Origin of the sequence: Paraplanobispora siamensis, from assembly GCF_016863175.1 — a bacterium.
In the GTDB taxonomy this organism is placed as follows: domain Bacteria; phylum Actinomycetota; class Actinomycetes; order Streptosporangiales; family Streptosporangiaceae; genus Planobispora; species Planobispora siamensis.
In genome coordinates, this window is sequence record NZ_BOOJ01000023.1 from 91,790 (window position 1) to 108,374 (window position 16,585).

The 16,585-nt window shown below is 71.3% G+C and carries 22 protein-coding genes; 14 read left to right on the top strand and 8 right to left on the bottom strand.

Annotated elements, in window-relative coordinates; genetic code table 11:
* Positions 1–225 precede the first annotated feature (225 nt).
* From Psi01_RS12525 to Psi01_RS12545, 5 genes are all read left to right on the top strand, one after another.
* Entirely contained in the window at positions 226–2,571 is a 2,346-nt protein-coding gene (locus Psi01_RS12525; protein ID WP_204064142.1) for a polyribonucleotide nucleotidyltransferase, read from the top strand.
* Entirely contained in the window at positions 2,571–3,881 is a 1,311-nt protein-coding gene (locus tag Psi01_RS12530) for a M16 family metallopeptidase (protein ID WP_204064259.1), read from the top strand. Before Psi01_RS12525 ends, Psi01_RS12530 begins: the two co-directional genes overlap by 1 nt.
* A gap of 143 nt (positions 3,882–4,024) precedes the next feature.
* A complete protein-coding gene (gene dapB / locus Psi01_RS12535) occupies positions 4,025–4,762 on the top strand; it encodes a 4-hydroxy-tetrahydrodipicolinate reductase (protein WP_204064143.1) in 738 nt (245 codons plus the stop codon).
* Positions 4,763–4,826: 64 nt separating this feature from the next.
* Positions 4,827–5,003: a hypothetical protein gene (locus Psi01_RS12540; RefSeq protein WP_204064144.1), complete on the top strand. Its 177-nt coding sequence runs from the start codon at positions 4,827–4,829 to the stop codon at positions 5,001–5,003.
* Positions 4,972–5,481, top strand: coding sequence for a GNAT family N-acetyltransferase (locus Psi01_RS12545; protein WP_204064145.1), 510 nt, complete (start codon positions 4,972–4,974; stop codon positions 5,479–5,481). Before Psi01_RS12540 ends, Psi01_RS12545 begins: the two co-directional genes overlap by 32 nt.
* Before the next feature lie 50 nt (positions 5,482–5,531).
* Here Psi01_RS12545 and Psi01_RS12550 read toward each other — a convergent pair whose 3' ends face one another.
* From Psi01_RS12550 to Psi01_RS12565, 4 genes are all read right to left on the bottom strand, one after another.
* The gene (locus tag Psi01_RS12550; protein ID WP_204064146.1) at positions 5,532–6,401 is read right to left on the bottom strand and encodes a 1,4-dihydroxy-2-naphthoate polyprenyltransferase; all 870 of its coding nucleotides are present in this window, start codon (positions 6,399–6,401) and stop codon (positions 5,532–5,534) included.
* Positions 6,402–6,471: 70 nt separating this feature from the next.
* Positions 6,472–7,083 (bottom strand): GNAT family N-acetyltransferase, encoded by a 612-nt coding sequence (locus Psi01_RS12555; protein WP_204064147.1) that lies wholly within the window; start codon positions 7,081–7,083, stop codon positions 6,472–6,474.
* A gap of 127 nt (positions 7,084–7,210) precedes the next feature.
* Entirely contained in the window at positions 7,211–7,783 is a 573-nt protein-coding gene (locus tag Psi01_RS12560; protein ID WP_204064148.1) for a CGNR zinc finger domain-containing protein, read from the bottom strand.
* A 170-nt stretch (positions 7,784–7,953) separates the two neighbouring features.
* On the bottom strand, positions 7,954–9,360 hold the full coding sequence (locus Psi01_RS12565; protein WP_239127576.1) for an aminotransferase-like domain-containing protein: 1,407 nt from the start codon (positions 9,358–9,360) through the stop codon (positions 7,954–7,956).
* Positions 9,361–9,400: 40 nt separating this feature from the next.
* On the opposite strand from Psi01_RS12565, the gene Psi01_RS12570 reads away from it, so the two are divergent.
* Positions 9,401–10,312, top strand: a complete 912-nt coding sequence (locus Psi01_RS12570; RefSeq protein WP_275424521.1) for a DMT family transporter — start codon at positions 9,401–9,403, stop codon at positions 10,310–10,312.
* Positions 10,313–10,368: 56 nt separating this feature from the next.
* A complete protein-coding gene (locus tag Psi01_RS12575; protein WP_204064151.1) occupies positions 10,369–11,391 on the top strand; it encodes a hypothetical protein in 1,023 nt (340 codons plus the stop codon).
* Between the two features lie 289 nt (positions 11,392–11,680).
* Here the strand turns inward: Psi01_RS12575 and Psi01_RS12580 are convergent, their stop codons facing one another.
* Complete coding sequence (locus tag Psi01_RS12580; RefSeq protein ID WP_239127568.1) at positions 11,681–12,091, bottom strand: GntR family transcriptional regulator; 411 nt, start codon at positions 12,089–12,091, stop codon at positions 11,681–11,683.
* Positions 12,092–12,256: 165 nt separating this feature from the next.
* Here Psi01_RS12580 and Psi01_RS12585 point away from each other — a divergent pair, with 165 nt between their 5' ends.
* Positions 12,257–12,637 carry a hypothetical protein gene (locus Psi01_RS12585; protein ID WP_204064152.1) on the top strand — a complete coding sequence of 127 codons (381 nt, stop codon included), beginning with the start codon at positions 12,257–12,259 and terminating at the stop codon, positions 12,635–12,637.
* 117 nt (positions 12,638–12,754) lie between these two features.
* Here Psi01_RS12585 and Psi01_RS12590 read toward each other — a convergent pair whose 3' ends face one another.
* Complete coding sequence (locus Psi01_RS12590) at positions 12,755–13,150, bottom strand: GntR family transcriptional regulator (protein WP_204064153.1); 396 nt, start codon at positions 13,148–13,150, stop codon at positions 12,755–12,757.
* Positions 13,151–13,281: 131 nt separating this feature from the next.
* Between Psi01_RS12590 and Psi01_RS12595 the strand changes: the two genes are divergently transcribed.
* Both Psi01_RS12595 and Psi01_RS12600 read left to right on the top strand, forming a co-directional pair.
* Positions 13,282–13,488: a hypothetical protein gene (locus Psi01_RS12595; RefSeq protein ID WP_204064154.1), complete on the top strand. Its 207-nt coding sequence runs from the start codon at positions 13,282–13,284 to the stop codon at positions 13,486–13,488.
* Positions 13,485–13,634 (top strand): hypothetical protein, encoded by a 150-nt coding sequence (locus Psi01_RS12600; RefSeq protein WP_204064155.1) that lies wholly within the window; start codon positions 13,485–13,487, stop codon positions 13,632–13,634. The genes Psi01_RS12595 and Psi01_RS12600 overlap by 4 nt, the downstream gene beginning before the upstream one ends.
* 59 nt (positions 13,635–13,693) lie before the next feature.
* Here the strand turns inward: Psi01_RS12600 and Psi01_RS12605 are convergent, their stop codons facing one another.
* Together Psi01_RS12605 and Psi01_RS12610 are read right to left on the bottom strand one after the other, a co-directional pair.
* On the bottom strand, positions 13,694–14,422 hold the full coding sequence (locus Psi01_RS12605; RefSeq protein WP_239127570.1) for a GntR family transcriptional regulator: 729 nt from the start codon (positions 14,420–14,422) through the stop codon (positions 13,694–13,696).
* 24 nt (positions 14,423–14,446) lie between these two features.
* Positions 14,447–15,010, bottom strand: coding sequence for a GntR family transcriptional regulator (locus Psi01_RS12610; RefSeq protein WP_239127572.1), 564 nt, complete (start codon positions 15,008–15,010; stop codon positions 14,447–14,449).
* A gap of 203 nt (positions 15,011–15,213) precedes the next feature.
* Between Psi01_RS12610 and Psi01_RS12615 the strand changes: the two genes are divergently transcribed.
* The 4 genes from Psi01_RS12615 (at position 15,214) to Psi01_RS12630 (ending at position 16,566) form a co-directional block, all read left to right on the top strand.
* Positions 15,214–15,417, top strand: a complete 204-nt coding sequence (locus Psi01_RS12615; RefSeq protein WP_204064156.1) for a helix-turn-helix domain-containing protein — start codon at positions 15,214–15,216, stop codon at positions 15,415–15,417.
* 74 nt (positions 15,418–15,491) lie between these two features.
* A complete protein-coding gene (locus Psi01_RS12620) occupies positions 15,492–15,731 on the top strand; it encodes a hypothetical protein (RefSeq protein ID WP_204064157.1) in 240 nt (79 codons plus the stop codon).
* The gene (locus Psi01_RS12625; protein WP_204064158.1) at positions 15,728–16,168 is read left to right on the top strand and encodes an SsgA family sporulation/cell division regulator; all 441 of its coding nucleotides are present in this window, start codon (positions 15,728–15,730) and stop codon (positions 16,166–16,168) included. Before Psi01_RS12620 ends, Psi01_RS12625 begins: the two co-directional genes overlap by 4 nt.
* The gene (locus Psi01_RS12630; RefSeq protein ID WP_204064159.1) at positions 16,165–16,566 is read left to right on the top strand and encodes an ATP-binding protein; all 402 of its coding nucleotides are present in this window, start codon (positions 16,165–16,167) and stop codon (positions 16,564–16,566) included. The genes Psi01_RS12625 and Psi01_RS12630 overlap by 4 nt, the downstream gene beginning before the upstream one ends.
* The last annotated feature ends 19 nt before the right edge of the window (positions 16,567–16,585 follow it).

Consider the following 16,585-nt stretch of genomic DNA (forward strand, 5'->3'; position numbering starts at 1 on the left):
AGCCGAGAAAGTGCCCCCGCGTCCGCAAGCAAACGCGCCCCACGGCGTCGGAGGGCCGGTCCTCGGTAGTGGCCCCCGGTCATCACGGCACATGCCGTACCACTGGAACCGGGCGCTTCGATCGAAGACCGGCGCTGCACCTACGGGGAAGCGGCAACAAAGACGACCCTGGCACGACACGCGTGCCCGGGCGGACGCGGGTGACCGACCACAAGGAGGTCCCCCGTGGAGGGTGTCCACAGCAGTGAAGCCGTCATCGACAACGGCTCTTTCGGCACGCGTACCATCCGGTTCGAGACCGGGCGGCTCGCGCGTCAGGCGGCGGGTTCCGCCGTCGTCTACCTGGACGACGAGACGATGGTCCTGTCCGCGACCACCGCGTCCAAAGCTCCCAAGGAGAACCTCGACTTCTTCCCCCTCACGGTGGACGTCGAGGAGCGGATGTACGCCGCGGGCCGCATCCCCGGCTCGTTCTTCCGGCGTGAGGGCCGTCCCTCCGAGGACGCCATCCTCACCTGCCGCCTGATCGACCGGCCGCTGCGCCCGTCGTTCGTCAAGGGCCTGCGCAACGAGATCCAGGTCGTCGCCACGGTCATGGCCCTGCACCCCGACCACCTCTACGACGTGGTCGCGATCAACGCCGCGTCCCTGTCGACCCAGCTGGCCGGGCTGCCCTTCTCCGGTCCGATCGGCGGCGTGCGCGTCGCGCTGATCGAGGGCCAGTGGATCGCCTTCCCGACCCACTCGGAGCTGGAGAACGCCACCTTCGACATGGTCGTGGCCGGCCGCGTCCTGGAGGACGGCGACGTCGCGATCATGATGGTCGAGGCCGAGTCCACCCGCGACACGCTCAAGCTCATCGCCGACGGCGCCGTCGCGCCGACCGAGGAGACCGTGGCGCAGGGCCTGGAGGCCTCCAAGCCGTTCATCAAGGTGCTTTGCGAGGCGCAGGCCAAGGTGGCCAAGGTCGCCGCCAAGGAGACCGCCGAGTACCCCCTGTTCCTCGACTACCAGGACGACGTCCTGGAGGCCGTGACCGGCGCGGTGAAGAGCGAGCTCGCCGCGGCGCTGACCATCGCCGGCAAGCAGGAGCGCGAGACCGAGCTCGACCGGGTCAAGGCCCTGGCCGCCGAGAAGGTCGCCCCCGACTTCGAGGGCCGCGAGAAGGAGATCGGCGCCGCCTTCCGGACGCTCACCAAGAAGCTCATGCGCGAGCGCGTGATCAACGAGGGCGTGCGCATCGACGGCCGCGGCGTCAAGGACATCCGCCAGCTCAACGCCGAGGTCCACGTCGTGCCCCGGGTCCACGGCTCGGCCCTGTTCGAGCGCGGCGAGACCCAGATCCTGGGCATCACCACGCTGAACATGCTCCGCATGGAGCAGATGATCGACACGCTCAACCCCGAGCGCACCAAGCGCTACATGCACAACTACAACTTCCCGCCGTACTCCACCGGTGAGACCGGCCGCGTGGGCTCGCCCAAGCGCCGCGAGATCGGCCACGGCGCCCTCGCCGAGCGGGCGCTCATCCCGGTCCTGCCGGCCCGCGAGGAGTTCCCCTACGCGATCCGCCAGGTGTCGGAGGCGCTGGGCTCCAACGGCTCCACCTCGATGGGCTCGGTCTGCGCCTCGACCATGGCGCTGCTCGACGCGGGCGTCCCGCTCAAGGGCATCGTCGCGGGCATCGCGATGGGCCTGATCAACGAGGGCGACCAGTACGTCACGCTGACCGACATCCTCGGTGCCGAGGACGCCATGGGCGACATGGACTTCAAGGTCGCCGGCACCAAGGAGATCATCACCGCGCTCCAGCTCGACACCAAGCTCGACGGCATCCCCGCCTCGGTCCTGGCCGCCGCGCTGAAGCAGGCCAAGGGCGCCCGCCTGGCCATCATCGACGTGATGCAGGAGGCCATCGACTCCCCGGCGGAGATGAACGCCACGGCTCCGCGCATCATCACGATCAAGGTCCCGGTCGACAAGATCGGCGAGGTCATCGGCCCGAAGGGCAAGATGATCAACCAGATCCAGGACGACACCGGCGCCGAGATCACGATCGAGGACGACGGCACCATCTACATCGGCGCCACCGACGGCCCGTCCGCCGAGGCGGCCCGTTCGGCGATCAACGCCATCGCCAACCCGCACATGCCGGAGGTCGGCGAGCGCTACCTGGGCACGGTCGTCAAGATCGCCGCCTTCGGCGCGTTCATCTCCCTCATGCCGGGCAAGGACGGCCTGCTGCACGTCTCCCAGATCCGCAAGCTGCACGGCGGCAAGCGCATCGAGAACGTCGAGGACGTCATGAACGTCGGCGAGAAGATCCAGGTGGAGATCGCCGAGATCGACTCTCGCGGCAAGCTCTCCCTGGTCCCGGTCGAGGTCGTCGAGAAGGAGGCCGAGGCCAAGGGCGAGGCCGGCACGCCCGAGTCGGGCGACTCGGACGCCGCTCCCGCCGCCCCGGCCGCGGACCGGCCCGCCGCCGACAAGTCCGCCGACGACAAGCCCCGCCGCACCCGCGTGCGGACCCGCAGCGGCGGCAACCGCGGGGGAGAAGACCGCAACTCGTGATCACCACCACTCTGAACCCCGGCCGGGACGGCGCCGGGGTCGTGCAGCGCACCGTCCTCCCCGGTGGGCTCCGGGTGGTGACCGAGTCCATGCCGACCGTGCGATCCGTCGCGGTCGGCATGTGGGTCGGCATCGGCTCCAGGGACGAGGCCCCCGAGCACATGGGGGCCTCCCACTTCCTTGAGCACCTGCTGTTCAAGGGGACCCCCACACGGGACGCGCTGGAGATCTCCGCGGCGATCGAGGGCATCGGCGGTGAGATCAACGCCTTCACCGCCAAGGAGTACACCTGCTACTACGCGCGGGTCCTCGACGAGGACCTGCAGGTGGCGATCGACGTGCTCGCCGACGTGGTGACCTCCTCGCTCATCACCGCCGAGGACGTCGAGGCCGAGCGCGGCGTGATCCTCGAGGAGATCGCCATGCACGACGACGACCCGTCGGACATGGTGCACGAGCAGTTCTCCGCGGAGCTGTACGGCGACACGCCCATCGGCAGGCCGATCCTCGGCACGGTCGAGTCGATCAACGCGATCGACCGCGACCGGATCGTGGAGTACTACCGGCGCTACTACCTGCCCACGCACACCGTGGTGTCGGTGGCGGGCAACGTCACCCACGAGCAGGTCGTCTCCCTGGTCGCCGCCGCCTACGAGCGGGCCGGCGCCCTGGGCGGCGACGCCGCGCCGATCCCGCCCAGGGTGTCCGGCGAGGGCGTCGAGCCGCGCTCGGGCATCCGGGTGCTGCACCGGCCCACCGAGCAGGCCAACCTCGTGCTCGGCACGACCGGACTGACCCGCACCGACGATCGCCGCTTCGCCCTGGGCGTGCTCAACGCGGCGCTCGGCGGCGGCATGTCCTCGCGCCTGTTCCAGGAGATCCGGGAGAAGCGCGGCCTGGCCTACTCAACGTACAGCTACACCTCCCAGTACGCCGACACCGGCCAGTTCGGCATCTACGCCGGCTGCCTGCCCTCCAAGATCGACGATGTGCTGGAGATCTGCCGGGAGGAGCTCCACCGGGTGCTCGACGGCGGCATCACCGAGGAGGAGATCGACCGCGGCAAGGGCCAGATGCGCGGAGGCCTCGTGCTCGGCCTGGAGGACACCGGCTCCCGGATGTCCCGGATCGGCAAGGGTGAGCTCGTCTACGACGAGCTGCTCTCGGTCGAGGAGGTCCTGGCGCGGATCGACGCGGTCACCCCGGAGGAGGTCGTGGGGATCGCCCGCGACGTCTTCACCCGCCCGATGACCCTGGCGGTCATCGGCCCCTACGAGGACAAGGACTTCAGCGGGGCGCTGTCCACCTGACGGATCTTCCCGCTGTCCTCCTGCGGCACGGCCCCGGCGCACCCGCGCCGGGGCCGTACGCGTCCCGGGGCCCCGGCTCCGCCGGCCTGGATCGTGCACCCGCCGGGGGATGCCGTGAGGGCGGACGGTATAGCCTTGGGGCCGTGATCAGGGTAGGAGTTCTCGGCGCCCGCGGGCGCGTCGGTATCGAAGTGTGCAAGGCCGTCGAGGCGGCCGACGACCTGGAGCTGGTCGCGACGGTCGACAAGGACGACCCGGTCGAGGGGCTGAAGGGCGCCGAGGTGGTGGTCGACTTCACCCACCCCGACGTGGTCATGGACAACATGCGCTGGTGCATCGAGCACGGCGTCCACCCGGTGGTCGGCACCACCGGCTTCGACGCCGGCCGGCTGGCCACGGTGCGCGGCTGGCTGGACGCCAACCCCGGGGTCAACGCGCTGATCGCGCCCAACTTCGGCATCGCCGCGGTGCTGATGATGCACTTCGCCCAGCAGGCCGCCCGCTACTTCGACTCCGTCGAGATCGTCGAGCTGCACCACCCGAACAAGGCCGACGCGCCCTCCGGCACCGCCCGCCGTACCGCCGAGCTGGTCGCCGAGGCCCGGCGCAAGGCCGGGATGGGCCCGATGCCCGACGCGACCAGCCAGGAGCTGGACGGCGCGCGCGGGGCGGACGTGGACGGCGTGCACGTCCACGCGGTACGGCTGGCCGGGCTGATCGCGCACCAGGAGGTGATCCTGGGCGGCGACGGGGAGATCCTCACCATCCGGCACGACACCATGAACCGCTCGTCGTTCACCCCGGGCGTCCTGCTGGGCGTGCGCCGGGTCCGCGAGATCCCGGGCCTGACCGTCGGGCTGGAGAACCTGCTCGACCTCTGAGGGCCGTGCGCGCCGGTCCCGTCGGAGCCGGAACTCCCGGCGCCCGGCCGCTCGTCATACGGATATGACGCGACCTGAGCTCGCCTGCCCGCTCTGTGACAACACGAAGTTCCAGCAGGAGGAGGGGCGGCTCGACAGCCGGTGGGGGATCACCTCCCACCGGGTAACTCTGATGATCTGCACGCGCTGCCGCTATATCCTCCACTTCTATGACAAGCACTCCATCTTCGACTTCGACTGAGGTCCGCTGGGCGAAGGCGGGGGAGCTGCCGGGGCTGGCGGCCGTCGAGCGCGCCGCCGACGGGGTGTTCGCCCAGGTGGGGATCGTCTTCCCGGCGGGCACGACGATGATCGAGGAGACCGACGACCCCTCGCGGGTGCTCGTCGCGGGCGAGCCCCCGATCGGGTTCGCGATGTTCGGCTGGGTCGACGGGAACGTCCACCTCGACCAGCTCGCGGTCCATCCCGACCACGGGCGGCGGGGCGTCGGCGGGCGCCTGGTGGGGGCGCTGTGCGCGCACGCGGCCTCCCTGGGGGTGCCGGCCGTCACGCTCACCACCTTCCGTGACGTCCCCTGGAACGCGCCGTGGTACGGACGGCACGGCTTCGCCGTGCTGGACCCGGCGGAATGGGGGCCGGAGCTGGACGCGCTGGTGGCCCATGAGAGGGAGCTGGGCATCGAGCTCGCCCCCCGCGTGGCGATGCGCCGGGTCCTCTGACCGCGGCCCTCAGGGAAGGGCACGGCCGGGACGCGGGCGGCTCAGATCGCTCAGATCGCCAGGCCGACGGTGAACAGCAGGCCGAAGACGAGCTGGAGGCGGCCGGTCTGCTGGAGCGTCGCGATCAGCGCCGGGCCGACGGCCCCCTGCCTGACCGCCCTGACCGGGCCGATCGCCAGCGGTGCGGCGAGCACGCCCAGCGCCGCGAAGGGCTGCCAGACGGCGAGCACCAGCGAGATGACCAGCGGCAGGATCAGGCACAGGGCGTAGAGCGTGCGGGTGCGGGCGTCGCCGAGCACGACGGCCATGGTGCGCTTGCCCGCCGGGCCGTCGGTCACGATGTCGCGCAGATTGTTGATCACCAGCATCGCGCAGGCCAGGAGCCCGACGGGGACCGCCGCGGCCACCGCGATCCAGGGCAGCCACTCCAGCTGGACGAACGTGGTGCCGGCCACGGCCACCAGGCCGAAGAAGACGAAGACCGAGACCTCGCCGAGCGCGCGGTAACCGTACGGGCGCGAGCCGCCGGTGTAGAACCAGGCGGCGGCGATCGACGCCGCGCCGACCAGCAGCATCCACCAGGCCCTGGTCACCACGACCAGGACCAGACCGGCCACGGCGGCGGCCAGGAAGCAGGCCACGGCGGCCGTCAGGACCGCGCGCGGGGAGGCGGCGCCCGAGCCGACCAGCCGCATGGGGCCGACCCTGTCGTCGTCGGTGCCGCGCACGCCGTCGCTGTAGTCGTTGGCGTAGTTCACGCCCACCTGCAGGGCGAGCGCCACGAACAGGGCGAGCAGGGCCCGCCACCACACCGCCCCGTCGTATCCGGCGGCGACGCCGGTGCCGACCGCGACGGGCACGACGGCGGCGGGAAGGGTGCGCGGCCGGGCGCCGGCGATCCACTGGCTGACAGAGGCCATGGTGCTGCGGATCTTCCTCTCGGAGATGTCCGGGCGGCCCTCCCGGCCTCTCGGGAGCCGGGAGGGGACGCTAGCTGATGTCGGTGGCCAGGCGGATCATCCGCACCGGCCGGCCCATGTTCAGGACCCGCTCGGCGCCGTCCTCGCCCCAGCCCGCCGACTCCAGGAACCCGAGCACGGGGTGGTTGTCGGCGAACACCCAGGTCACGATCGTGCGGTAGCCGTCCTCGCGCAGGTAGTCGACCGTGGCGTTGAGCAGGCGACTGCCGTGGCCGCGCCGGACGTAGTCGGGGTCCACCAGGAAGGTGAGCAGCTCGGAGGTGGTGGTGGGGTCGAGGTCGGGATCCTCGGCCGGGGCGTGGGAGGCCAGGCCGACCACGCGCTCGGCGCCCTGCATCGCCGCCAGCGCCTCGATCCCGCCGGGCCCGAGGGCGGGGAACGCGTCGGTGTCGAGGACGACCTGCTCCACGGCGACCAGCACGCGGTGCCGGGAGGTCGGCGGGCTGACGATCGCCTCGTCCCACTGCCGGCGCCACATCTGTTCGGCGGCCGGACCGGTCATCTGCTCCAGCGGTCCCTCGGGCAGGAACTCGCGGTAGCCGTACCGCCAGGCGCGGATCTGGGTGCCCGTCACCGCGTCGACATCATCGTGCCGAGCCACCCGCACGCCTACGTCTGCCATCTCGGCCCGCTCCTTATCTGCCGTACGCCGCCATGACGCGCTGCCTCGGGGGTCTCGTGCCGCACGAGCGGGCGTCAGGCGGGTCGACCCGTGAGACAGGCAGTTACACCGTATCGGGGAATCCGCCTCACGGATGACGCGAACCGGTCTCCGACTGGCGGCGCGCCCGGTACGCCCGTGTCTTCGTGCGGTTGCCGCACACTTTCATCGAACACCAGGACCGGGAGCGGTTCTTGGAGGAGTCGACGAACGCCCACTGGCAGGTGCTCTCGGTGCACACCTTCAGCCGGGGCCACATCCCCTGGGCGTGGACCGCCATCACGGCGGCGGCGATCCTGGCCAGAGCGCCGAGCACCCCGTCCGCCACCGGTTCCAGCACGGGATCGCCGGAGGTCAGGACGATCACGACGGGCAGCCGGTCCAGGGCGTGGGAGAGGGCGGGGTCGCGCTCGTCCCCGTCGTCGGAGGCGCCGTCGGAGGACTCGCCGGGGGCGTGGTGGTGCCGCAGCGCCGCGCGCAGCGTCTCGCGCAGGTGGACGGCGACCTCCAGGTCCTCCTCGCCCGCGGCGTCGCCGGGGGCCGCCAGGCCGCGCTTGGCGAGCCACGCGGCGAGCGCGGCGGGGGAGGGCAGGGCGTCGGCGTCGCTTTCGACGTCATAGGTGTTGACGAAGTCGCACACCAGGTCGGCGGGGCTGGGCATGGGGCGGATCACCTCTTCGCCACCACTGTACGGCAATAGGGGGTTGCTCTCGTTGAGACACCGTCATAACTTCTTAGGTGGTGTCTGGAAGGAGATCGCCATGTGGTATCTGGCCTATCTGGCGTTCCGGGAGGCCCGCAGGAGCGAACGGCACCCGCGGGCCCGGGCCGTCACGGAGTCTGAGCGGCCGTCACGCGCCCGACGGCCAGGGCCAGCCGCCTGACCCCCTCGGCCAGCTCCGGCAGGTGGACGGCCGCCGAGTGGGTCAGCCGGATGCGGGGGCCCGGAGGCTCGGCCGGATAGTAGATGCGTCCCGGGCTCACCAGCACGCCCGTCCTCGCGGCCGTCTCCACCACGGCGTCCTCGTCGAGGCCGGGCGGGAGCCGCACCCACAGGTGCAGGCCGCCGCGGGGGACGAGGTGGGGCTCGGCGGCGGGCAGGTGGGCGGCCAGCGCCGCCAGGAGCGCGTCCCTGCGGCTCGCCAGCTCCGCGGTGACGGCCGACAGGTGCCGGGGCCAGGCGGGTGAGCTGACGAACTCCAGGGCCGTCTCCTGCAGCGGCCGGGCGACGAAGAAGGACTCCACGATCTGGCTCGCCCGCAGCCGGTGCGCCGCCGGTCCCCGGGCGACCACGCCCGCCACCCGCATGCTCGGGGCCAGGATCTTGGTTAGCGAGTTGACGTGGACGACGGTGCCGTGGGCGTCGAGCGCGACGAGCGGCGGCGGGACGGGCGCGGTCGTGAAGTAACGCGCGTAGTCGTCCTCGATCACGAACGCCCCCGCCGCCCTCGCCACCGCCAGCACCTGCTCGCGGCGCTCCAGCGTGAGCGTCGCCCCGGTGGGGTTGTGCAGGGTCGGCTGGCAGAAGAAGACCCGGGCCCCGGTGACGGCGAAGGCCTCGGCGAGGTGGTCGGGCCGTACTCCGTCGGAATCCATCGGTACGGCGGTCGCCCGCAGGCCGGCGGCCCGCGCGGCGGCCAGGGCGCCCGGGTAGGTGGGGGTCTCGACGAGCACGGGCGTGCCCGGGGCGGCCAGGGCGCGGAAGGCGTGGGTGAGGGCCGACTGGCCGCCGCTGACCACCAGGACGTCGGAGGAGGTGACCTCGCCCCCCGCCTCCCCGGCGAACCACCTGCGCAGCTCGGGCAGGCCGGTGAGCGGCGGGAGCGCCCAGGCGTCGGGACGGCGCATCGCCCTGGCGGCGGCCGTGGTGAGCGCCTTCGACGGGCGCAGGTCCGGGTTGAGATAGCCGCCCGTGAGCGGGACGACCCCGTCGGGCGGGGGAGTGAGCAGGCCGGTGATCCCGGTGTCGTCCACCACCCGGTCGCCGAGCGCGACCGTCTGCCAGGAGAGGTCGGCGGAGCCGTTGACGGTGCCGCTCCCGGCGGGCCGGTGGGCGACGTAGGTGCCGCTCCCCGGCCGGGTGACCACCCGCCCCTCGGCGGCCAGCCGCCCGATGGCCCGCGACACGGTGACCGGGCTGACGCCGTGCAAGCGCATCAGCTCCCGGCTCGACGTCAGCCTGTCCCCGGGCCTGAGCCGCTCGGCCTCCTTCCGGAGGATGGCCGCCAACCGGATGATACTGCTATCGTCATCCATGAGATACAACAGTAGCGCTACTATGCCGACCGCAGTAGCGGCTTCCGCCCCCTCCCAAGCACCGGGGGGTGCGGCGTGGCGGGGGACGGGGCTGGCGAGTCTCGGGGTGCTGGCGTTCTCGGGGTCGCTTCCGGCGACGGCCTTCGCGATGGAGGGGTTCGACCCCTACCTGGTGGCGATCGGGCGGGCGGTGGTGGCCGCGGTGGCGGCGCTGGTGGTCCTCGTGGCGGCCGGGGCGCCGATCCTGCCGCCCCGGGCCCATCTGAGGTCCTATCTCGTCATCGTGGCCGGGGTGGTCTTCGGGTTCCCCGTCTTCAGCGGGCTCGCGCTCGACTCCGGGACGAGCACCTCGCACGCCGCCGTGGTCGTCGGGCTGCTGCCCGCCGCGACCGCGGCCTGCGCGGTGCTGCGGACCGGGGAGCGACCGAGGCCGCTGTTCTGGGTGGCCTGCGCGCTCGGGGCCGCCTCCGTCACGGTCTTCACCCTCACCCGGGGCGGCGGGCACGTCACCGGGGCCGATCTGCTCATGGTCGGGGCGCTGCTGTCGGCCGCGGCCGGTTACACCGAGGGCGGGCGCCTGGCCCGTGAGACGCCGGGCTGGCGGGTGATCTCCTACGCGCTGGTGGTCGCCCTGCCGCTGACCGTCCCGGTGACCGCGGTGCTGGCACTGAGCACCGACCTGCGGCCCGGTGTGGCATCGATGGCCGGGTTCGCCTACGTGAGCCTGATCTCCATGTTCCTGGGTTTCATCCCCTGGTACGCCGGGCTGGCCGTGGGCGGCATCGCCCGCGCGGGGCAGACCCAGCTGGCCCAGCCGCCGCTGACACTGCTGTGGGCCTGGCTCCTGCTCGGCGAGAGCGTCGGGCCGGTGACGATCGGGGCGGCGCTGGCCGTACTGGCATGTGTGGCCATGACGCAGCGGGCACGCTCTTGAAAGATGTGACATCCGGAGGCAGTGTGTGAGCTAACGGTGTCACAAAGGGGTGGGACATGGCGGACCTGACGATTCCCGACGGCGGTTTCTGGCCGGCTCCGGAGATCCCGCAGCCCAACATCTATCCGATGGAGTGGCGGGTCGAGACCGCCAAGCTCGCGGCGATCTACGAGAAGTCCAAGCGCATGCTCTGGAACCCCGCCGACCTGCCCTGGGACGGCCTCGACCCCGCCGACTTCACCGTCGAGCAGCGTCTGGGGATCATGTACTGGTTCTCCGTGCTGGCCAACTTCGACGCCTCCGGCCCGGCGGTCTTCGCCCGGGCCACCATCCAGGCGTTCGAGAAGCACGAGGAGGACCCGGTCAGGAAGTGCTTCTTCTCGATCACCCGGGACGAGATGAACCACGAGGAGTGCTGCCAGCGCGCCATCGCCAGGCTCTGGCCGGGCGGGCCGCTCGACTGGACCCCGCGCACCGACCTGGAGAAGGCGGCGCACAACAACATCGGCTGGCTGTACCACAACGGCGGCCGCTACTGGACGGGCTACAACACCGCGGTCGGCAAGTACACCCTCCCGGTGCTGTTCACCAGTTTCATGATGGGCGAGATGGCGGCCTCGACCCTCTTCCGCGGCATGGCCACCGGCACGCGGCACCCGGTCTTCGGCGAGATGTTCCAGCGCATCGGCCGCGACGAGTCGCGTCACCTGCAGATCTGCATGACCATCCTGGAGAACGAGTGGCCCGGCCTCACCGACGATACCCGCTCGCTCATCACCCGCCAGCTCCGCGCCGGGTTCGTCTTCCTGTCCATGATCCTCTGGGAGCCGCCGGGCGGCTTCTGGGAGCTTCCGCCGTACTTCATGAACAACCACCGCGTCCTGATGGACCACGCCCGCGAAGGCGGCCTCGGCGTGCTCTCCTATGAGGAGCAGGCCGAGAACTGGCGGGTCGCCATGGCCCGCATCCGCACGATCGTGGAACGCTGGGGCATCGAGTTCCCGGCGATCCCCGAGCTCGACATCGAGGGCGTGGACGTCGACATCCTCGACCCCGAGGACATCATCCCGGTGTTCTAGGCGCCCTGGCAGGGAGATCGACAGAGGCTCTGAACTGGAAAAAGATGCCTCATGGTGTCTCACCGTGTCGCATGTTGTCGCCCGATCATGACGCATGCCTGACGCACGACGCCTGACGCACGCCATAGCGATCACCTAGACAGGTGACCCGACCGGAACCGACGAAGGGGTAGACCGCAAAATGGGGATCACCTAGGATCGTTCCACTCCGGCCGCGGACGGGGAGTCGCCCTCGCCTCCGCGGCCGGAGACGAACCGGCCCTCGCCTCTCCAGAGCGGGGGCCGTTCGTCATTCCGCGACCCGGATCTCCGCCTCGTCCCCCGGCAGAACCTCCGTCTGCCCATCGGGCCACTCGACCACGAGCACCCACACGCCCTCGCCGATCTCCATCGTGGTGCGCTCGGCCTCGGTCGCCGGCCGCGTGATGACCCGCATCCCGGGCTCCAGGGCCACGCTCGTGACCGCGCGGGCCCGTACGTAGGTCCCGCGCCCCGGCACGGTGCGCACCAGGCCCAGATCGGCCAGGAGTGCGATCGCCCGCCGTACGGTGTCGCGGGCCACGCCGAACTCCTGCTGCAGGTGGGTCTCCGAGGGGAGCGGCCGGCGCGGTGCGAGGCGCCCGGCGTCGATCTCCTCGCGCAGCGCGTCGGCGACCTGGCGGTAGACCGGCGTCTCGGAATGATGATCAATCTCGCGCACGCCCGACACCGTATGGTGATCAACGTCCGCCCCTACCGGCACCTACCGGGGCGCGGTCTACTGCGGACAGGTGCATAGACAGGTGTGCACCACGCCGTGTCAGGGCAACCGGGTGAGCACCCGAGGCGTCCACTGACGGTCCCGACCTCATCGCCAGGAGTCACCATGCGCCGAGCTGCCCTCGCCCTGACCGCCCTGCTGGCCGCCGCGGCGTGCTCCTCCCCGGTGGCCGGCCCCGCCGTACCGTCGTCCGCGCCGCCCGTCGACGACGGCGTGCGCACCGTCGTCTATCGCGTCACCGGCTCGGCCCCCACCGCCAGTCTCACCGTGCAGTCGGCCACCGGCACCGAACAGGACACCGCCGCGACCCTGCCCATCGAGCTGGCTTACGAGGTGCCGGCGGGCGGGTTCGTCGCCGTCTCGGCGCAGAACAACGACTCCTCCGGTGACGTCACCTGCTCGATCAGCGTGGACGGCACCGTAATCAGCGAGAACAGTGGGGTCGGCGGGTATGCCATCGCCTCCTGTAGCGGCACCGCCGACTGAAGATCGGCGATCGGCCCGCCGCGGGGCGGCCGCTCTGCCAGAATGGTGACGCTCGTCCGGACATGTCATATCGAAGGGCCCGCCGTCTTCCCCTGAGCGGCGGGTCCTTCGCATGTATCAGGGGATGTGCACCTCGGTCGCGTCCGCCGGCAGGACCTCCACCCGGCCGCCCGGGTGCTCGACGACCAGGACGGGCACGTCGTCGGCGAGCTCGAGCTCGGCGCGCTCGACGTCGGTCGGCATCCGGGCGATGATCCGCATGCCGGACTCCGGGGCGACGGTCGTGACGGTGACCTGCCGGACGAAGCTGCCGCGGTTGCGCACGGTGTAGACGATCCCGAGGTCGCGCAGGTGGCTCATGGCCTGCAGCACGGTGTTGCGGGCGACGCCGTACTCCTGCTCGAGGTGCGTGACGGTCGGCAGGCGCCGGCGGTAGGTGCCGTCCTCGATGCGCTCCCGGATGGCGGCGGCGATCTGCTGATACACCGGCAGCTCCGACTCTGCGTCGATCATGGTTCGACGCTAGGTGTAGGGATCGTCAGGTCACGATCCCACTCGACTCACGTGGTGATACCTAAGTCGTTACCTGACGTCACCTAAGCCATCACATAGTCTACTGACGAGTAGGGGCGTAGCCTCCCGCTATGACGGATGGTGACCTCTCCGCCCTCGCCCGTGACTACCCCGGCTGGACGTTCTGGCGCTCGCGCTCCGCCGAGGGGCGGCTCGGCGACTACTACGCCACCCGGGGCGGCTTCACCCCCGAGCCGCGCACTCTCGCCGCCGGCAGCGTCACCGAGCTGACCGCCCTCCTGCAGCAGGCCGAGGTCGAGCCGGTGAGTCCATCGTGACCGCCGAGCCGACGTGCAGCGCCTGCGGACTGCCGGTCCAGCGCACGCTGACGGTGAACGGCTGGCAGTGGGTGGCGCTGCAGATCCGCATCCCGGATCCGCGTCGCTACTGCTGCCCGGGGACCGCGACCCCGCACGTGCACTGAGCCCACACGCCAGACGGCCCGCACCGGAGGGGGCGCGGGCCGTCTTCGCGTCTCGGCCGTCACTCGCTGGCGGGGACGTCCTGCTCGTACACCAGCTCGTACAGGTGGCCCGGCTTGACGAGGACGGAAGCCTCCACCGGCCGCTCGTCATCGGAGTAGATCACCCGGAACTGCCTGATCACCGACACCCCCTGCGGGATCTCCAGCTCTTCGGCCTCCAGCGTGGTCGGCGGCCGGACCGACAGCCGGTCAACCATCCTGCGCTCGGGGTACCCGAGTTCGGCCAGCACGCGCGGCGCCCCGCCCCGGATCTTCCCCGGCGCGGCGAGCGCGCTCCCGGCCGCGATCGACGCCGGATAGTACGACCACGACAGCTCGACCGGCTCGCCGTCGAGCAGCAGGAGCCGGCGGCGCAGGATCGCCGTCTGGCCGTCCTCGAGCTCGAGCGCCTGGGCGACGTCGACCGGCGCTGCCGCCGCGGCGTCCACCTCGAGCAGCTGGTAGCTGTAGCCGCCCGGGGACGGCGCGAAGTACGCCGAGACGTCCACGCTTCTGGCGCGCCGGGGTCGTACGTATACGCCCTTGCCGGCGTGCCCCTCGAGGTAGCCCTCCGTCTTGAGCATGCCGACGGCGTTCTGAATGGTCGCCGGCGGAACCCCGTAGGTTTCCGCCAGCTGCCGTGTGGACGGGAGCTGAGCTCCTGGTGCGAGAGTGCCGGACATGATCTGTGCGCGCAGCTCGGCGGCGACCTTCAGGTACGGATGCCTATCGTCCGGTGTTCTCGCCAAGGCTTCTCCTTCTTCGGGGGTTCGTCAGACCGACATCTCGTAGCGCATGTGACGGCCTCGCGCGATCATCGTCATCGTCGCGGCCTCGAACGGCACGCCCTCGGCCGTGGCTGAGACGCGCGTCAGCACGAGCACCCACTCGCCCTCGTCCAGGCGCAGCAGCTCACGCTCGCTCTCGGTGGCCGGCCGCGCGCAGACGTCCTCGATGACGCGGCGGGACTGGTAGCCGAGGTCGGCCAGCAGGGTGACGGCGCCGCCGCGGATCTTCCCTGACTCGGCGAGGCCAGTGCCGCGGGCGATGGCGGCCGGGTAGTAGGAGTCGGCGAGCTCGACGGGCTGCTCGTCGAACAGGATGGTCCGGCGACGGACGACGACGGGTTGCCCGGCCGGGACGTCGAGCGCCTCGGCGACGTCGGCCGGCGCCGGGATCTCGGCGACCTCGCGGAGCGCCTGCCGGCCGGTGCCGCCGTGCTGGGCGGCTTCCTCGGCCCAGGCGTCTTGCTGTCCGGCGGCTCGGGGGCGGACGTAGGGCGCGGAGATGCTCGTCCAGGTGTCGGACATGGTGACCTCCCGCTTCGGAATCTTCATCCATTTAGCACCTTACTGGCCTCGGCAGTAAGGCTCTGTGCGGCGTGTCGTCCCTTCATCGTACAAGGAACCTTGCAGCCTTATGGATATGGCAGTACAGTGCGAGTAGATCCTACAGAGCGTTGAGCTGATCCAGACACGGAGGTCCTCTCGTGCAGCACGAGACACAGGTGCAAGAGACGGCGGAGGAGCCTCACCGCTTCATGACCGTCCCCGAGGCCGCGAAGAAGCTGCGCGTCGCGCCGATCACGGTGTACCGGGCCGTCAGGTCGGGCGAGATGCCCGGCGTGCGGATCGGCCGCACCTACCGGGTGCCCCGTGCCTTCATCGACCGCATCGTCCAGGACGCCGAGGGCGGCATGTCCGTCGTCGTCGAGGACTACGCCGCCGCCTTCTGTGCCTCTTGAACGCTTTGGGCCCGCCCGGTGATGACGCACCGGACAGGCCCACGATCCCCGCCCTGCAACCCCAGGAGGAGAACATGCTCCACGCTACCGCCGCCCCCGCCGGGTGCGCACCGTGGTGCACCGACCACACCGACGGATACTGCCGGCGCCCCGCCGACGGCTTCGCCGACACCTTCCTCAGCGCCACCCCCGACGGCCCGATGGTCTTCTCCTACGCCGTCGTCCGCGACGAGCTCCCGCTCGCCGAGGCCGAGGCGTACTTCTCCGCCGGCCTCGACCTGGTCGCCGCCGCCCGGACGGGAGTGAGCGCATGAGCACCGTCACCGAAGGCCTCACTCTCTGGCCCGTGGCCGAGCCCACCACCCCCCTCCCGGCGGTTCTCGCCTACAGCACCACCTCGCCGTGCGAGATCAAGCTCGCGTTCATGAACGCCGGGCTGCGCGAGACCTTCGACTACTCCTTCGACCGCGACCTGCTCGCCGACGCGCTCATCGCCGACGCCGACCAGATCGTCGGCGTCGGCACCGTCCAGGCCCGGCAGGGCGAGCCCCTGGACTACCTCGTCCTGCGGCTGTGGCAGGACGACGGCACCGGCGGGGGCGAGTGGTGGGAACTGCTCGTCAGCCAGAAGCGCATCGAGGAGATCGTGCAGCAGATCTACGCGCTCGTGCCCATGGGCGCCGAGCGGGAGCTCCTCACCGCCCAGCTCGACACCGCGCTGGCCGCGATCCTGTCGGAGGCGGCCCGATGACCATCACCGAGATCGCCTTGACCGACGCGCACCACACGTTCCCCGGCCTGCCCGCGCAGGTCCCCGCCGCCCGTACCTGGGCGACCGCCCTCCTGCCCACCGGCCACCCGCGCCGCGACGACCTGGCGCTCATCGTCGGCGAGCTGGCCGCCAATGCCGTCCTGCACACCCGGTCCGGCGAGTTCGCCATCCAGATCCACGTCACCGAGGCCGCCGTCACGGTGACCGTCACCGACGAGGGCGCCGCCGCGAGCTCGGCCCCACGCGGGGCCGAGGAGGAGGAGTTCGGCCGCGGCCTGATCCTCGTCGCCGCGCTGGCCGACGACTACCAGGAGCACGACGGGCGGAACGGCCGTACCGTCCGCGTCCGGCTGGACCGCAACGGAGGTGTCCGGTGACCGTCCAGTTTTTGATCCC

What these genes read in the sequence shown, in the direction of transcription:
- Psi01_RS12540 (WP_204064144.1), top strand. Translation starts at nt 4,827, where the DNA reads ATGACGCGACCTGAGCTCGCCTGCCCGCTCTGTGACAACACGAAGTTC.
- Psi01_RS12545 (WP_204064145.1), top strand. Translation starts at nt 4,972, where the DNA reads ATGACAAGCACTCCATCTTCGACTTCGACTGAGGTCCGCTGGGCGAAG.
- Psi01_RS12550 (WP_204064146.1), bottom strand. Translation starts at nt 6,401, where the DNA reads ATGGCCTCTGTCAGCCAGTGGATCGCCGGCGCCCGGCCGCGCACCCTT.
- Psi01_RS12555 (WP_204064147.1), bottom strand. Translation starts at nt 7,083, where the DNA reads ATGGCAGACGTAGGCGTGCGGGTGGCTCGGCACGATGATGTCGACGCG.
- Psi01_RS12560 (WP_204064148.1), bottom strand. Translation starts at nt 7,783, where the DNA reads ATGCCCAGCCCCGCCGACCTGGTGTGCGACTTCGTCAACACCTATGAC.
- Psi01_RS12570 (WP_275424521.1), top strand. Translation starts at nt 9,401, where the DNA reads ATGCCGACCGCAGTAGCGGCTTCCGCCCCCTCCCAAGCACCGGGGGGT.
- Psi01_RS12575 (WP_204064151.1), top strand. Translation starts at nt 10,369, where the DNA reads ATGGCGGACCTGACGATTCCCGACGGCGGTTTCTGGCCGGCTCCGGAG.
- Psi01_RS12585 (WP_204064152.1), top strand. Translation starts at nt 12,257, where the DNA reads ATGCGCCGAGCTGCCCTCGCCCTGACCGCCCTGCTGGCCGCCGCGGCG.
- Psi01_RS12590 (WP_204064153.1), bottom strand. Translation starts at nt 13,150, where the DNA reads ATGATCGACGCAGAGTCGGAGCTGCCGGTGTATCAGCAGATCGCCGCC.
- Psi01_RS12595 (WP_204064154.1), top strand. Translation starts at nt 13,282, where the DNA reads ATGACGGATGGTGACCTCTCCGCCCTCGCCCGTGACTACCCCGGCTGG.
- Psi01_RS12610 (WP_239127572.1), bottom strand. Translation starts at nt 15,010, where the DNA reads ATGAAGATTCCGAAGCGGGAGGTCACCATGTCCGACACCTGGACGAGC.
- Psi01_RS12615 (WP_204064156.1), top strand. Translation starts at nt 15,214, where the DNA reads ATGACCGTCCCCGAGGCCGCGAAGAAGCTGCGCGTCGCGCCGATCACG.
- Psi01_RS12620 (WP_204064157.1), top strand. Translation starts at nt 15,492, where the DNA reads ATGCTCCACGCTACCGCCGCCCCCGCCGGGTGCGCACCGTGGTGCACC.
- Psi01_RS12625 (WP_204064158.1), top strand. Translation starts at nt 15,728, where the DNA reads ATGAGCACCGTCACCGAAGGCCTCACTCTCTGGCCCGTGGCCGAGCCC.
- Psi01_RS12630 (WP_204064159.1), top strand. Translation starts at nt 16,165, where the DNA reads ATGACCATCACCGAGATCGCCTTGACCGACGCGCACCACACGTTCCCC.